14 protein-coding genes are annotated in these 14592 nt (G+C 73.6%); 10 read left to right on the forward strand and 4 right to left on the reverse strand.

Translation table 11 applies throughout. From position 1 onward, the window contains the following. Positions 1-71: 71 nt before the first annotated feature. From pdhA to ACFWVC_RS34365, 9 genes are all read left to right on the forward strand, one after another. A complete protein-coding gene (gene pdhA / locus ACFWVC_RS34325) occupies positions 72-1172 on the forward strand; it encodes a pyruvate dehydrogenase (acetyl-transferring) E1 component subunit alpha (RefSeq protein WP_384296703.1) in 1101 nt (366 codons plus the stop codon). After that, positions 1169-2191: an alpha-ketoacid dehydrogenase subunit beta gene (locus tag ACFWVC_RS34330; RefSeq protein ID WP_384296704.1), complete on the forward strand. Its 1023-nt coding sequence runs from the start codon at positions 1169-1171 to the stop codon at positions 2189-2191. The genes pdhA and ACFWVC_RS34330 overlap by 4 nt, the downstream gene beginning before the upstream one ends. Next, positions 2191-3549, forward strand: a complete 1359-nt coding sequence (locus tag ACFWVC_RS34335) for a dihydrolipoamide acetyltransferase family protein (RefSeq protein ID WP_384296705.1) — start codon at positions 2191-2193, stop codon at positions 3547-3549. Before ACFWVC_RS34330 ends, ACFWVC_RS34335 begins: the two co-directional genes overlap by 1 nt. A 28-nt stretch (positions 3550-3577) precedes the next feature. Next, complete coding sequence (locus ACFWVC_RS34340; protein ID WP_384296706.1) at positions 3578-4480, forward strand: NTP transferase domain-containing protein; 903 nt, start codon at positions 3578-3580, stop codon at positions 4478-4480. Next, complete coding sequence (locus tag ACFWVC_RS34345) at positions 4477-5901, forward strand: molybdopterin molybdotransferase MoeA (RefSeq protein ID WP_384296707.1); 1425 nt, start codon at positions 4477-4479, stop codon at positions 5899-5901. The genes ACFWVC_RS34340 and ACFWVC_RS34345 overlap by 4 nt, the downstream gene beginning before the upstream one ends. A gap of 116 nt (positions 5902-6017) precedes the next feature. Continuing rightward, positions 6018-7031 carry a potassium channel family protein gene (locus ACFWVC_RS34350; RefSeq protein WP_384296714.1) on the forward strand — a complete coding sequence of 338 codons (1014 nt, stop codon included), beginning with the start codon at positions 6018-6020 and terminating at the stop codon, positions 7029-7031. A gap of 10 nt (positions 7032-7041) precedes the next feature. Beyond that, complete coding sequence (locus ACFWVC_RS34355; protein ID WP_384296708.1) at positions 7042-8013, forward strand: NAD(P)H-quinone oxidoreductase; 972 nt, start codon at positions 7042-7044, stop codon at positions 8011-8013. A 51-nt stretch (positions 8014-8064) separates the two neighbouring features. Continuing rightward, positions 8065-8466 carry a hypothetical protein gene (locus ACFWVC_RS34360; protein WP_384296709.1) on the forward strand — a complete coding sequence of 134 codons (402 nt, stop codon included), beginning with the start codon at positions 8065-8067 and terminating at the stop codon, positions 8464-8466. Positions 8467-8604: 138 nt separating this feature from the next. Further along, positions 8605-9165, forward strand: a complete 561-nt coding sequence (locus ACFWVC_RS34365; protein WP_319660067.1) for a bacterial proteasome activator family protein — start codon at positions 8605-8607, stop codon at positions 9163-9165. Positions 9166-9234: 69 nt separating this feature from the next. On the opposite strand, the gene ACFWVC_RS34370 is transcribed toward ACFWVC_RS34365, so the two are convergent. Then, entirely contained in the window at positions 9235-10938 is a 1704-nt protein-coding gene (locus ACFWVC_RS34370) for a protein kinase (RefSeq protein ID WP_384296710.1), read from the reverse strand. A 236-nt stretch (positions 10939-11174) separates the two neighbouring features. On the opposite strand from ACFWVC_RS34370, the gene ACFWVC_RS34375 reads away from it, so the two are divergent. Beyond that, on the forward strand, positions 11175-12821 hold the full coding sequence (locus tag ACFWVC_RS34375) for a protein kinase (protein WP_384296711.1): 1647 nt from the start codon (positions 11175-11177) through the stop codon (positions 12819-12821). Here the strand turns inward: ACFWVC_RS34375 and ACFWVC_RS34380 are convergent. From ACFWVC_RS34380 to ACFWVC_RS34390, 3 genes are all read right to left on the reverse strand, one after another. After that, positions 12811-13866: a phosphotransferase gene (locus ACFWVC_RS34380; RefSeq protein WP_384296715.1), complete on the reverse strand. Its 1056-nt coding sequence runs from the start codon at positions 13864-13866 to the stop codon at positions 12811-12813. The two genes, ACFWVC_RS34375 and ACFWVC_RS34380, sit on opposite strands and share 11 nt — an antisense overlap. After that, on the reverse strand, positions 13860-14228 hold the full coding sequence (locus ACFWVC_RS34385) for a pyridoxamine 5'-phosphate oxidase family protein (protein ID WP_384296712.1): 369 nt from the start codon (positions 14226-14228) through the stop codon (positions 13860-13862). The genes ACFWVC_RS34380 and ACFWVC_RS34385 overlap by 7 nt, the downstream gene beginning before the upstream one ends. A 73-nt stretch (positions 14229-14301) precedes the next feature. Beyond that, positions 14302-14592, reverse strand: a 291-nt coding sequence (locus ACFWVC_RS34390; protein WP_384296713.1) for a nitrilase-related carbon-nitrogen hydrolase, incomplete at its 5' end; no start/stop codon positions are given.

Consider the following 14592-nt stretch of genomic DNA (forward strand, 5'->3'; position numbering starts at 1 on the left):
GACCGAACAATCGGTAGGGGAAGCGATACCCGCTGCCCCGATACGAACACGCCCACGAGGAGGTGCTCGCGATGACCGTCCTGGACCAGCCTGTCTGGCACCCCCGCACCGATCCGGCGCCGCTGCTGCCCGATGCCGAGCCGTACCGGCTGCTCGGCACCCCCGCGGCCGGCGCCCTCGATGCCGGACTCCTGACCTCGATGTACGGACAGCTGGTGCGCGGCCGCCGGTACAACCGGCAGGCCACCGCGCTGACGAAGCAGGGCCGGCTCGCCGTGTACCCCTCCAGCACCGGTCAGGAGGCCTGCGAGGTCGCCGCCGCGCTCGCCCTGGAGCCGCGGGACTGGCTGTTCCCCAGCTATCGCGACACCCTCGCCGCCGTCGCCCGGGGCGTCGACCCCGTCGAGGCGCTGACGCTGCTGCGCGGTGACTGGCACACCGGCTACGACCCGCACGAGCACCGCGTCGCCCCCCTCAGCACCCCGCTGGCCACCCAGCTCCCGCACGCGGTCGGCCTCGCGCACGCCGCGCGCCTCAAGGGCGACGACGTCGTGGCGCTCGCCATGGTCGGTGACGGCGGCACCAGCGAGGGCGACTTCCACGAGGCGCTCAACTTCGCCGCGGTCTGGCGCGCGCCCGTGGTCTTCTTCGTGCAGAACAACGGCTTCGCCATCTCGGTGCCCCTCGCCAAGCAGACGGCCGCGCCCTCGCTGGCGCACAAGGCCGTCGGTTACGGCATGCCCGGCCGCCTTGTGGACGGAAACGACATAGCGGCCGTGCACTCGGTGCTCGCCGAAGCCGTCGCCCGCGCCCGTGAGGGCGGCGGACCCACTCTGGTGGAGGCCGTCACCTACCGCATCGACGCCCACACCAACGCCGACGACGCCACGCGCTACCGCGAGGACGCCGAGGTCGAGGCCTGGCGCGAGCACGACCCGATCGCCGTGCTGGAGCGCGAACTGCGCTCCCGTGACCTGCTCGACGAAGCGCTGACCGCCCAGGCCGGGAAGGACGCCGAGGCCATGGCCGCCGATCTGCGCGAGCGCATGAACCAGGACCCGGTCCTGGACCCGATGGATCTGTTCGCCCACGTCTACGCCGAGCCCACCCCGCAGCTGCGGGAGCAGGCCGCGATGCTGCAGGCCGAGCTGGAGGCCGAGGCCCAGTCATGAGCACCGCAACAACGACCCCGGTCGCCGCCGGGCGCAAGCCCGCCACCATGGCGCAGGCCCTCAACCGGGCCCTGCGTGACGCTCTCGCGGCGGATCCCGACGTCCATCTCTTCGGCGAGGACATCGGCACCCTCGGCGGCGTCTTCCGCATCACCGACGGCCTCGCCGCGGAGTTCGGCGACACCCGCTGCACCGACACCCCGCTCGCCGAGGCCGGCATCCTCGGCACGGCCGTCGGAATGGCGATGTACGGCATGCGCCCCGTCGTCGAGATGCAGTTCGACGCGTTCGCCTACCCGGCGTTCGAGCAGCTGGTCAGCCACGTGGCCCGGATGCGCAACCGTACGCGCGGCGCGATGCCGCTGCCGATCACCATCCGCGTGCCCTACGGCGGTGGCATCGGCGGCGTGGAGCACCACAGCGACTCCTCCGAGGCGTACTACACGCACACCCCCGGACTGCATGTCGTGACCCCGGCCACCGTCGCCGACGCCTACGGACTGCTGCGCGCCTCGATAGCCTCCGACGACCCGGTGATCTTCCTGGAGCCCAAGCGGCTGTACTGGTCCAAGGCCGACTGGTCGGCGGAGGCACCGCAAGAGGTGGCGCCGATCGGCAAGGCGGTGGTCCGGCGCCCGGGCCGCTCGGCGACGCTCATCACCTACGGCCCCTCGGTGCCGGTCTGCATGGAGGCCGCGGAGGCCGCCGTGCAGGAGGGCTGGGACCTGGAGGTCGTGGACCTGCGCAGCCTGGTGCCCTTCGACGACGAGACGGTGGCGGCGTCGGTGCGGCGCACCGGGCGCGCGGTGGTCGTCCAGGAGGCCTCCGGCTTCGGCGGCATCGGCGCGGAGATCGCCGCCCGGGTCACCGAGCGGTGCTTCCACTACCTGGAGGCCCCGGTCCTGCGGGTCGCCGGGTTCGACATCCCGTATCCGCCGCCGATGCTGGAGCGGCACCACCTGCCCGGTGTCGACCGCATCCTCGACACGGTCGGCCGGCTGCAGTGGGAGGGGGCGTGATGGCCGTCGTCCGCGAGTTCACGCTGCCCGATCTCGGAGAGGGCCTGACCGAGGCCGAGATCGTGCGGTGGATGGTGCGGGTCGGTGACGTCGTCGCCATCGACCAGCCGGTCGTCGAGGTCGAGACGGCCAAGGCCGTGGTGGAGGTGCCGTGCCCCTATGGGGGAGTCGTCACCGCCCGCTTCGGGGAAGAGGGCGAGACCCTCGACGTCGGACGCCCGCTGATCACCGTTGCCGTGGAGTCGCAGTCCCCTGAGGACGCCGTCCCCGTCGGCGCCGACGGGCCGTCCGCCAACGGGGAGTCCGGCTCGGGGAACGTCCTGGTCGGTTACGGGACGAGCGGTCCCGCGGCCCGGCGTCGCCGGGTGCGCCAGGCCCTCGCGCCCGCGGCCCCGCAGACTGCCGCGCTGTCCGCCCCCGCCCCCGCCCCTGTTGTCCCCGTGGCGCCGGTCGCGGTCGCGGCGGACGACCGGGCGACCGGGCCGGTGGCGGTCATCTCGCCGCTGGTGCGGCGCATCGCCCGCGAGCACGGGCTCGAACTGCGCGCGCTGAAGGGGAGCGGCCCGGACGGGCTGATCCTGCGCGCGGATGTCGAGCGCGCCATCGCGGCGCCCGCTTCCGTCCCCGCCGCCTCCCCCGCGTCGGTGACCGCGCCAGCGGTCGCCGCCGAGGGCACCCGCATACCGCTGAAGGGCATCCGCGGAGCCGTCGCCGACAAGCTCAGCCGCAGCCGCCGGGAGATCCCGGACGCCACGTGCTGGGTGGACGCCGACGCCACCGAACTGCTCGCGGCGCGGGCCGCGATGAACGCGGCGGGCGGTCCCAAGGTGTCCGTCCTCGCCCTGCTCGCGCGGATCTGCACCGCGGCGCTCACCCGTCACCCCGACCTCAACGCCATGGTGGACACCGAGCGGCGCGAGATCGTCCGGCTGCCCGCCGTGCACCTGGGCTTCGCGGCCCAGACCGACCGGGGCCTGGTCGTCCCCGTCGTCCGCGACGCGCAGACGCGCAGCACGGAGGAGCTGTCGGCGGAGATCGCCCGGCTCACCGAGGCCGCGCGGGCCGGCCGGCTGACCCCGGCCGAACTGACCGGCGGCACCTTCACGCTCAACAACTACGGCGTCTTCGGCGTCGACGGCTCCACGCCGATCATCAACCACCCCGAGGCCGCGATGCTGGGAGTCGGCCGCATAGCACCCAAGCCGTGGGTGCACCAAGGCGAGTTGGCGGTGCGTCAGGTCGTGCAGCTGTCGTTCACCTTCGACCACCGGGTCTGCGACGGCGGCACCGCCGGCGGATTCCTGCGCTACGTGGCCGACTGTGTGGAGCAGCCGGCGGTTCTGCTGCGGGGGGTGTGAGCGGGGCTCATTGGGCCATACTCCGGGCATGACTCCGCAGCCGGGCGCGGCCGTGCCCCATGACGAGCCCTTCGACGCGGTCGTCCTCGCCGGCGGTGCCGCGCGGCGCCTCGGCGGGGCCGACAAGCCCGGACTGCCGGTGGCCGGCCGGGCGTTGATCGACCGGGTCCTGGACGCATGCGCCGGCGCGGGCACGACGGTCGTCGTCGGCCCGCGCCGCGCCACCGCCCGCCCGGTCGTCTGGGCCCGTGAGGAACCGCCCGGCGGCGGACCGCTGCCCGCCCTCGCGGCGGGACTGCGCGCGGGCGTGACCGCCGACGTGGTGCTGGTGCTCGCCGCCGATCTGCCCTTCCTGTCCTCCGCGACGGTACGGGCGCTGCTCGCGGCGCTCGGTGACCGGGAGTCCGGACAGGATCACGACGGCGTCGTCCTCACCGACCCGGACGGCCGCGACCAGCCGCTGGCGGCGGCCTACCGCGCGGAGTCGCTGCGACGTGAGATCGCGCTGCTCGCCGCGGAGCACGGCGGCCTGTCCGGTCTGCCGCTGCGCCTGCTCACCGCGGAACTGCGGCTGCGGCGGCTGGCCGACCCCACCGGGCAGGCCTCTTTCGACTGCGACACCTGGGACGACCTCTCCACAGCGAGGGCCCGCATCAGGGAGCATGGGACCGTGCTGGACGAATGGATTGCCACTGTCAAGGCGGAACTGGGCATCGACCTCGACGTCGACACCGGTGTGCTGCTGGATCTCGCGCGCGATGCCGCGCACGGTGTGGCGCGCCCCGCGGCGCCCCTCACCACCTTCCTGGTCGGCTATGCGGCCGCCGCGGCCGGCGGCGGTGAACAGGCCGTCGCCGAGGCCGCCCGGCGCGCGGCCGAACTGGCCGAACGCTGGGCGAAGGAGGCGGACGCAGGGGAAGCGGAGGCATGAGCGTTCCGGGCACGCCCGACGGGACCGGCGGGCAGGCCGTGCGGGACACCGCTCCCCCGGTCGACCTCGCGGCCGCCGAGGCGGCCGTGGACGACGAGCTGGACCAGGCACTCGCCCTCGCCAACGCGCGTCGCGACCCCGTCCGGCACGCCGCGGCCACCCCGCGCGCCGAAGGCGACGGCCGGGCGCCCCACGCCCCCCAGGACACCGACATCCCGCACCCCCCGCACGCACCTCACGCCGGCCGGGGCACCTCCTGGCCCGAGGCCCGCCGCATCGCCGCCGCGGCGGCCTCGCCCCTCCGGCGCGTCCTCACGCCGCTCGGGCAGGCCCTCGGCAGCGCGCTCGCCGAGCCGCTGGTGGCCCTGACCGACCTGCCGTCCTTCGACACCTCCGCGATGGACGGCTGGGCGGTCGCCGGCCCGGGCCCCTGGCGGCCCGAGGGCCGGGTGCTGGCCGGTGAACGCGCCCGCACCGCACTGCCGGACGGCCACGCGACCGGCATCGCCACCGGAGCCCTGCTCCCGGCCGGGACGACCGCCGTGCTGCGCAGCGAGCACAGCCGTGTCGGCCCGGACGGCCTGCTGCACGCCACACGCGGCGCCCCCGGACCCGGCCAGGACGTGCGCCCGCGCGGCCAGGAGTGCCGCAGCGGCGACGAGTTGCTGGCCGCCGGTGTCCTCGTGACGCCCGCCGTGCTGGGCCTGGCCGCCGCCGCGGGCTATGACGAGCTGCCGGTGAGGGTCCGCCCGACCGTCGAAATCCTCGTCATCGGCGACGAGTTGCTGGACCGCGGCCTGCCCGGTTCCGGCCGGGTGCGGGACGCGCTGAGCCCGCTGCTGCCCGCCTGGCTGGACGCGCTGGGCGCCGACGTGGTCGCGGTCCGCCGCCTCAAGGACGACGCCGACCTGATGCGGGAGGCCGTCACCGCGTCCACCGCCGACCTGGTGGTGACCACCGGCGGCACGGCGAGCGGCCCCGTCGACTTCGTGCACCTCGTGCTCTCGGGTATCGGTGCGCGGCTGCTCGTGGACGGTGTCGCCGTACGGCCGGGTCACCCCATGTTGCTCGCCGAACTACCCGGCGAGAAGGGCCATTTGGTGGGGCTTCCGGGCAATCCGCTGGCGGCCGTCTCCGGGGTGCTCACCCTGATCGTGCCGTTGGTGCGCAAGCTCGCGGGCCGGCCGGCGCCGACGCCCTCGGCGGCACGCCTCACCGGCGACGTCCCCGGTCACCCCGTCGACACCCGGCTGGTGCCGGTGCTCATGGACGAGGAGTCGCAGGCGGTACCGCTGCGCTTCAGCGGGCCGGCCATGCTGCGCGGCATCGCCACCGCCGACGGGATGGCCGTGATCCCGCCCGGCGGGGCCGCCAAGGGCGACATCACCGCCGTCCTGGAGACGGGCTGGGGGCGCCTGTGACACCGGGGCCGGGCGGTCCCGACGGCCCGGACGGTTCGGGCCGCCGGCCCCGGCAGGCCGGGCCGGGAAAGTACGGCGCCGCCAGGGGCGGCCAGGACGGATCGCAGACCCTCCGGCTGCCGCACAGCGCCCCCCGCAGTCCGCTCCGGCAGGTTGGCCGGCGCCTCGTGCTGGCGCTGGCCTGCCTGTTCGCCACCGTGTTCATCGTCTACGCCGATCGCGGCGGCTACCACGACAACGCGGGCGGCCCGATGTCGTTCCTCGACTGCCTGTATTACGCCACCGTCACCCTCTCCACCACCGGTTACGGCGACATCGTCCCCTACAGCGCGGGCGCCCGGCTGGCCAATGTGCTGCTGGTGACGCCGCTGCGCGTGCTCTTCCTGATCATCCTGGTCGGCACCACGCTCGAGGTGCTCACCGAACGTACCCGCGAGCAGTACCGCCAACAGCGCTGGAGGTCCTCGGTGCGCGACCACACCGTCATCGTCGGATACGGCACCAAGGGCCGGTCCGCCGCCAGGACGCTGACCGGTCACGGCGTGCCCGCCAAGAACATCGTGGTCGTCGACCCCGAGCCCAAGGCGGTGGACGCGGCGGTGGCCGCCGGCTTCGTCGGCGTGACGGGCGACGCGACGCGCAACGACGTCCTGATGCGGGCGGAGATCCAGCGCGCCAAGGAGCTCATCATCGCCGCGCAACGCGACGACACCGCAGTCCTGGTCTCCTTGACGGCACGCCAGCTCAATCCGCGGATCACCATCGTCGCCTCCGTCCGCGAGGAGGAGAACGGCCCGCTGCTGCGGCAGTCGGGGGCGAACGCCGTCGTCACCAGTTCCGGGGCGGCGGGGCGGCTGCTCGGGATGTCGATGCTCAGCCCCAGCGCGGGCGAGGTGATGGAGGAGCTGATCACCTACGGCAGCGGTCTGGACCTCATCGAGCGTCCCGTCACCAAGGCCGAGTCCGGGCGCTCCCCCCGGGAGATCGGCGACTTGGTGGTGGCCGTCAAGCGCGGCCACCGGCTGCTCGACCACGACGACTCCGAGGCGGCCGTGCTCCAGTTGACCGACCGGGTCATCGTTATCCACAGGGTGGACCGGCAGGACCCGATTCCGCCCGGGCAGCGGTAGCGTCGGCTTTATGTATGCGATCACGATCCCCGAACCCGGCGGCCCGGAAGCGCTTGTCTGGGCCGAGGTCCCCGATCCCGTAGCGGCCCAGGGCGAAGTGCTGGTCGAGGTGACCGCCAGCGCCGTCAACCGGGCCGACCTGCTCCAGCGGCAGGGCTCCTACGATCCGCCGCCCGGCGCGTCGCCCTACCCCGGCCTGGAGTGCTCGGGGCGGGTCGCCGCGCTCGGCCCCGGCGTCACCGGCTGGGCCGTGGGCGACGAGGTCTGCGCGCTGCTGGCGGGCGGCGGCTACGCGGAGAAGGTCGCCGTGCCGGTCGGCCAGCTGCTGCCCGTCCCCAAGGGGGTGTCGCTCGTCGACGCGGCGGCGCTGCCGGAGGTCGTGTGCACGGTCTGGTCGAACGTCTTCATGGTGGCCCACCTGCGCCCGGGCGAGACGCTGCTCGTGCACGGCGGCTCCAGCGGGATCGGCACGATGGCGATCCAGCTGGCCAAGGCCGTGGGCGCGAAGGTCGCCGTCACGGCCGGCAGCGCGGAGAAGCTGGAGCGCTGCCGTGAGCTGGGCGCCGACCTCGGGATCGACTACCACGACCAGGACTTCGTGACGGCCGTGCGGGACGTGTTCGGCGGCGCCGACGTCATCCTCGACATCATCGGCGCCAAGTACCTGGCCCGGAACATCGACGCCCTCGCGGTGAACGGCCGGCTGGCCGTCATCGGCCTGCAGGGCGGCGTCAAGGGCGAGCTCAACCTCGGCAAGCTCCTCAGCAAGCGGGCCGCGGTCACGGCGACCTCGCTGCGCGGGCGCCCGCTGGAGGAGAAGGCGGCGATCGTCGCCGCCGTCCGCGAGCACGTGTGGCCGCTGTTCGAGACGGGCACGGTCGCCCCGGTGGTGGACCGTACCTTCCCCATGGGGCAAGCGGCGCAGGCGCACGGCGTGGTCGAGGAGAGCAGCCACGTGGGCAAGGTCCTTCTGACGGTCTAGGCAGCCGGTCCACGGGGTGCCCGGCCCGGGCCCCCGTGTGACGCTGGGCGCATGGACTGGCGACGTGCGGTGGCGGCCGCCTCCGCGGTCGTGGCCGGGCTCGGTGTCACGGCGGGCACCGTGCCCGGCACCGCGTCCGGCACTGTGCCGGGCACCAGGCCGAGTGCCCCGCCCGCGGTGGGGCCGGGCGGGCCGGCCGGGCGGGCCGGGAGCGTGCCCGGCGAGGGACGGCGGCATCCCGGCCGCCCGGAGCGGCCGCCGGCGGAGCCGACCGGGCAGCCGGTGTCGCAGGGACCGCAGCAGGTCTTCGTGGACGACGGGGAGTCCTCGGGCCCCGAGGCCGTGCCGACCCCCACGGGGCGGGTCCTGGAGGTGCTGCCGCTCGGCGCGGGGCTGCTTCTGATCGGCCTGGGCCTGGGGTTTCTCGGGTGGCGCTTGCGGCGTGGTGGGTGAGGCTTGTGGGGGCGGGTTTTGTCCCGCCCGCCCCCACAGTGCGCGGGCATCCGTTGGCGCAGCGCTGTCCAATGGGGGTAGCGCGGGCTTTGAGGGGGCAGAAAACCTTCGCAAGCGCCGGTGCGCGACAATGGCGGCATGGAGATGCCGATGAACGAACGGTCGCAGGAGAGCCCGCAGGTCCTGGTCGTCGGCCCGGACGGGATGGCCCTCGGCGGCGGACACGCCGGACGCGCCGGAGAAGGCGACGAGCAGCGCGAGGTCCCCGTGACGGAGATGGTCGAACAGCCCGCGAAGGTCATGCGGATCGGCAGCATGATCAAGCAGCTTCTGGAGGAGGTCAAGGCGGCGCCGCTGGACGAGGCCAGCCGGGCGCGCCTGAAGGAGATCCACCACAGCTCCGTCAAGGAGCTGGAGGCGGGGCTGGCCCCCGAGCTGGTCGAGGAGCTGGAGCGGCTTTCGCTGCCCTTCGCCGAGGACGGCGTCCCGAGCGACGCCGAACTGCGGATCGCGCAGGCGCAGCTGGTGGGCTGGCTGGAGGGCCTCTTCCACGGCATCCAGACGGCGCTGTTCGCTCAGCAGATGGCGGCCCGGGCCCAGCTGGAGCAGATGCGTCGGGCGCTGCCGCCCGGCGCCGTCCACGAGGGCGACGAGGACGGGCACCTGCCGGGCGGGGCCCGCTCGGGTCCGTACCTGTAGGTACGTGGGGGTCCCTCCGCGCCGTTGCCGGGCGGACCACCTCCGTACCCGTAGGTACAGGCGCGCCGCTCAGCCGCTCTTGCCGGTGGAGACCCAGATGGTGATGGTGTCCCCGGCATTGAGCGGGTCGTAGCGGTTGGGCTGCTGGTCGATGACCGCACCCTTTCCGTAGACCTGCTCGTTGCGGTACTTGATCTCGTACTTCCAGCCCGCCTCCGTCATGCAGGCCTTCACCGAGTCCACGTACTTGGTGAAGAAGTCCGGCATGATCACCGAGTTGTCGTCCTGGTAGTTCTTGGTGGCCTCGGTGCAGCGCTCGGTGTCGATGGTGCGGCTCTGGTCGGCCTGGCTGACTCTCGGCGTGGGCTGGTTGTCGTCGCCGGAGGCCTGGGAGGGGTTGCCCCGGTCCGTCGCGGGCGTGCTCGCCTGGGTGTTGTGCGTCGGTGTGCGGCCGTCGGCGCCGGTGTTGTCGTTGTCCTTGAGCGACAAGGCGATGGCCACGACCACGACGATCGCGATGACCGCGACCGTGGCGCCGATGGCGACGACCGCCGTCGACCCCCTGCCGCCCCGGCGGCCGCCCCCGGAGGGCTGGTTGGGCTGCACCGTGTAGGGGGTGGTGGGCTGCCCGCCGTTCTGCGGGTAGCCGTACGCGGGCCGGGGGCCCGGCGGCGGGGTCTGCGCGGCCTGGCCCCAGCCGCCCTGGTACGGCGTCGGCTGGGTCTGCGGCTGGTGCGGCTGGTGTGGGTGCGACTGGTAGGGCTGCTGCACGGGGGGCTGCGGGGTCCGCAGATCGCCCTGGACCGGCGGGAAGACCGCCTGTGAGACCGCCTCGCCGCGGCCGCGGGCCCGAGGGCCCGCGCTGATGATCAACGGGGTCGCGCCGGTGCCCCGCTCGGGCGCGGCCACGCGGTCCGTCTCGTCCTTCATCGTGTCGGCGGTCGGGAAGCGCTCGGCCGGGTTCTTCCGCAGGGCGCGGGCGACGAGGGCGTCCGTGTCGGGCGTTATCGCCCGGTTGAGCCCCGAGGGGGCCGGCGGCAGCTCCTGGACGTGCTGGTACGCGATGGACAGCGGCGAGTCCCCCTCGAAGGGCAGCCGCCCGGTGAGCAGCTCGAAGAGCATGCAGCCCACCGAGTACAGGTCGGAGCGCTCGTCCACGCCCCGCCCCAGCGCCTGCTCGGGGGAGAGGTACTGCGGGGTGCCGACCACCATGCCGGTCTGCGTCATCGACGTGACGCCGGACTGCATCGCGCGGGCGATGCCGAAGTCCATCACCTTGACGACGCCGCGTCGGGTCAGCATCACGTTGCCCGGCTTGATGTCGCGGTGCACCAGGCCCACGCCGTGGCTCTCGGAGAGCGCCGCCAGCACGTCGGAGACGATCTTCAGGGCCTTCTCCGTCGGCATCGCGCCGAACCGCGCGATGTCCTCGTCGAGCACCGCGCGCAGCGGCTTTCCCTCGACGTACTCCATGACGATGTACGGCACCACGGCGCCGTCGACGACGTCCTCGCCCGAGTCGAAGACCGAGACGATGTTGGTGTGGTTGAGCTTCGCGACGGCCTGCGCCTCGCGCCGGAACCGCTCGCGGAAGGACTGCTCCCGGCCGAGGTCGGAGTGCAGGGTCTTGACGGCCACGGGGCGGTCGAGCACGGTGTCATGGGCCAGGTGCACCGAGGCCATGCCCCCCTGCCCCAGCAGATCGCGCAGCACATAGCGGCCGCCGCCGACCGAACGCCCCGCATGTGAGCCCCGCGCGCCGTCCCCGCTCATACCTACCCGTCCCCTTGAACGTCCCCCTGAGCGCACCAGACGTACGCACAAGACGCTTGTCCCTACCCTGACCGCCAAGTCTGCCCCACCCCCTACTCAGGTCAAGTTCGTTGACCTGTTCGTCACCGGATGCGTATGAATCCCTTCGCAAGTGGCTCAGCCACACGACCGCCGCGGAACGCGGTAGCGTGGTCCGCCGGAGGACCCTGTACGGCGACGATCGACGGCGAGGACTGATGGCACAGACGACAGCCGCCGGCGGCACGGACGAGCCCTCTGCCGGTGGTTCGGGTGTGCCCGATTCGCCGGAGCACTGGGGCGCCTCGGGACTGGTGGGTGACGGACGTTACCGGCTGACCGGGCGGCTGGGCCGCGGCGGTATGGCGGAGGTCTTCGCCGCCGAGGACGTACGGCTCGGGCGGACGGTGGCGGTGAAGCTGCTGCGCTCGGACCTGGCGGAGGACCCGGTCTCCAAGGCCCGGTTCACGCGCGAGGCGCAGTCCGTCGCGGGGCTCAACCACCATGCGGTGGTGGCGGTCTACGACACGGGCGAGGACGTCACGCCGAACGGCACCGTCCCGTACATCGTCATGGAACTGGTCGAGGGCAAGACCATCCGCGATCTGCTGGTCGGTTCGGACGAGCCGCCGCCGGTGGACCAGGCGCTGATCATCGTCTCGGGCGTGCTCGAAGCGCTGTCCTACAGCCACGCGCACGGCATCGTGCACCGGGACATCAAGCCCGCGAACGTCATCATCACCAACACCGGCGCGGTGAAGGTGATGGACTTCGGCATCGCGCGGGCGCTGCACGGCGCCTCCACCACGATGACGCAGACCGGCATGGTCATGGGCACCCCGCAGTACCTGTCGCCGGAGCAGGCGCTCGGCAAGACCGTCGACGCGCGCTCCGACCTGTACGCGACGGGCTGCCTGCTGTACGAACTCCTCGCGCTGCGGCCGCCGTTCACCGGCGAGACCCCGCTGTCGGTGGTCTACCAGCATGTGCAGGACGAGGCCCGCCCGCCGTCGCAGGCCAGCGACCGCGTGCCGCCGGAGCTGGACGGCCTGGTGCTGCACGCGCTGGCCAAGCATCCCGACGACCGCTTCCAGAGCGCCGAGGAGATGCGCGGCGTCGTCCAGTACGCGCTGGGCATGCTGCACGAACGCGGCGGCCACACGGGCACCTGGGACACCGGTTTCGTGCCGGCGCACAACGGGGGCTCCACGCCGGCGATGGGCACGCAGGGCCAGTACGCCCAGCCGCACCCGGAGCACACCACCGCGGAGTTCCAGGCCCCGCTGCTCCTCGGCCCGCCCGGGGGCGATGACGGAGGCCACGGCGGCCACGCCTACGGCGACCACCGTCCGCCCGGCGGGGGCGACGGCAACCGCTGGGTGAAACCCGCCCTGTTCGTGGTCGCGGCCGTGCTCGCGGTCGCGCTCGGCATCTACTTCGCGGTCGCCCACACCGGTGACGGGAACAAGCCCCCGGCCGACGACGTGACGCCGACGCAGTCGCAGACCACGACGCAGTCCTCGGAGCAGCCGAACCAGGAGCCCACAAAGGGCGGCAGCACACAGGACACCACCGGCACGATCTCCGGTCAGCCGTCGCACAGTTCGAGCCCGTCGTTCTCCTCGTCGCCCACGCTGCAGCCCACGCAGACCCAGTCGGCCCCGACCACTCCGTCCGCGCCTGCCACCTCCGCGCCGCCCACCACGACGCCCAGCGCGACGGCCACGGGCGGCGAAACGAGCGAGGGCGGCAGCGGGGAGACGGCCGGGGGCAACGGCGGCCCCGGGGAGACGGGCGGGGGCAACGGCGGCAGTGGTGACACCAGCGCCGGTGCCGCAGCCGGCGCGGGCGGCCTCACTCCGTGAAGGCGTCCATGACGGCCTCGTACGCCCCGGTCCACCAGACGACCAGGGCGGACGAGGCCGGGAAGAGCGGATCGGCGCGCCGGTCGTCGCGCAGGTAGCGCCAGCTCAGCATCCAGAAGTCGTTGAGCCGTTCCCACCACACGCGGTGCACGGCGGCGGCGAGTTCGGCCTCCGGGACGGCGGCGGCGCGGCGGTAGGCGCGCGCGTAGGAGCGGATCTTGTCCAGTTCCAGGGTGCCGCCGGGCGTCACGAAGAAGATGGCGGCGGCCCGTACGGCCTCCTCGGCGCGCGGTTGTACGCCCAGCCGGTCCCAGTCGACGATGGCGACGGGTTCGTCCTCGCGGTAGAGCAGGTTGAGCGGGTGGAAGTCGCCGTGCACCCAGCCGGTGACGGGTTCGGCCGTGTCGGGTTCCGGCGGGCGCCGGTGGGCGTGCCGGTCGAGCAGCGCGCGCCGCTCCACGAGCCGGTACTCGGCGAGTTCGTCGAACGCCTCGCGCGGCGTCTGGTCGCGCACCCGCCGCAGCAGCGTCTGGATGAGGGCGTAGGTGTCCTCGGGATCGGCGCCGGCGTGGCCGCCCGGCGGACGGCCGGGCTCCTCGCCGGGGGCGGGCTGCACCTGTGCGAGCAGGGTGTGGACGAGGCCGAGCAGGGCGCCGAGGCGCCGGGACTCGGCGGTGGTCAGTTCACTCCCGTCGCGGTGCCGGCCCTCGACCCAGGGGTAGAGCGCGAAGCGGCGCCCGTCGAGTTCGGCGACGGTGCGGCCGTCGGCGTCGGGCAGCGGCGGGGCGACGGGCAGGCCGAGCGCGCCGAGGCGCTGGGTGGCGCGGTGCTGGCGGGCGATGACCGCGGAGTCGGCGGTGGCGGGTTCGACGTACAGCTTGAGGAAGAAGCTGCCGCGGGTGGTGGCCAGCCGGAAGCCCTTGTTGAGCAGGCCCTGGGCCACGGGTTCGCAGGACAGCGGATCGCCGGCGTCGGCGTATCGGCGCAGCAGGGCGTGCAGGGTCCCGCCGGAGGGCGGCGCCGTCGCCGTACTCCCGATCACCAGGCAGATGCTAGATCATTTCGGTGGTGGACTCGCGGGTCGAGGCGTACGTACACATAGCCCGGCGACGGGGTTGTATCGTTTCGAGTTTCTGCGCCGAAAAGCGCCCGCTGCTCCTCCGAGGGTTCGAAGGCCCGCGCCGTCCCGAGGAATTGCACCGCCCACCCCGCTTCCACGTCGTCCGCCTGGTAGGCGACGACGGTGCCGTCCACGCCCCAGGTGCGACGGGTGCGGATCAGTACGGCTCCGTCGTGGACGACGTGCCGCGCGACGGCGATGTACGGCAGGGCCCGGCGGGTCAGCGCCAGCCGCCCGTACCGGACCTTTCCCAGCAACGCCAGCGCAGCGTGCCCCTCGAACTCCATGGCTCCCACCTTGCCGGGGCGGTGGGCCGTGAGCGCAGAGCACTCCGCCCCCAGCTGCGGGGCCGATGGTCCCTTACCGGTCCTTATCGGGCGCGGGAACGCCGAGGACGCGGTCCCGCAGCACCGGGAAGTCGGCGCGGGTCTTGGCGACGAGGCCGGGGTCGAGATCCACGGTGAGCACTTCCTCGCCCGTGCCCGCCTCGCCGAGGACCACGCCCCAGGGGTCCACGACCAGGCTGTGCCCGGCGAGCTCGACGCCCGCGTGCGTCCCGGCGGTGCCGCAGGCCAGGACGAAGGCCTGGGACTCCACGGCCCGGGCGCGGGCGAGCAGGGTCCAGTGCTCGCGGCGCCGGGCGGGCCAGCC

Origin of the sequence: Streptomyces sp. NPDC058691 (genome assembly GCF_042714775.1) — a bacterium.
Taxonomy (GTDB): Bacteria; Actinomycetota; Actinomycetes; order Streptomycetales; family Streptomycetaceae; genus Actinacidiphila.

Excerpts from the sequence above, each read along its gene's own strand:
- pdhA (WP_384296703.1), top strand. The coding sequence starts at position 72 with ATGACCGTCCTGGACCAGCCTGTCTGGCACCCCCGCACCGATCCGGCG.
- ACFWVC_RS34330 (WP_384296704.1), top strand. The coding sequence starts at position 1,169 with ATGAGCACCGCAACAACGACCCCGGTCGCCGCCGGGCGCAAGCCCGCC.
- ACFWVC_RS34335 (WP_384296705.1), top strand. The coding sequence starts at position 2,191 with ATGGCCGTCGTCCGCGAGTTCACGCTGCCCGATCTCGGAGAGGGCCTG.
- ACFWVC_RS34340 (WP_384296706.1), top strand. The coding sequence starts at position 3,578 with ATGACTCCGCAGCCGGGCGCGGCCGTGCCCCATGACGAGCCCTTCGAC.
- ACFWVC_RS34345 (WP_384296707.1), top strand. The coding sequence starts at position 4,477 with ATGAGCGTTCCGGGCACGCCCGACGGGACCGGCGGGCAGGCCGTGCGG.
- ACFWVC_RS34355 (WP_384296708.1), top strand. The coding sequence starts at position 7,042 with ATGTATGCGATCACGATCCCCGAACCCGGCGGCCCGGAAGCGCTTGTC.
- ACFWVC_RS34360 (WP_384296709.1), top strand. The coding sequence starts at position 8,065 with ATGGACTGGCGACGTGCGGTGGCGGCCGCCTCCGCGGTCGTGGCCGGG.
- ACFWVC_RS34365 (WP_319660067.1), top strand. The coding sequence starts at position 8,605 with ATGGAGATGCCGATGAACGAACGGTCGCAGGAGAGCCCGCAGGTCCTG.
- ACFWVC_RS34370 (WP_384296710.1), bottom strand. The coding sequence starts at position 10,938 with ATGAGCGGGGACGGCGCGCGGGGCTCACATGCGGGGCGTTCGGTCGGC.
- ACFWVC_RS34375 (WP_384296711.1), top strand. The coding sequence starts at position 11,175 with ATGGCACAGACGACAGCCGCCGGCGGCACGGACGAGCCCTCTGCCGGT.
- ACFWVC_RS34385 (WP_384296712.1), bottom strand. The coding sequence starts at position 14,228 with ATGGAGTTCGAGGGGCACGCTGCGCTGGCGTTGCTGGGAAAGGTCCGG.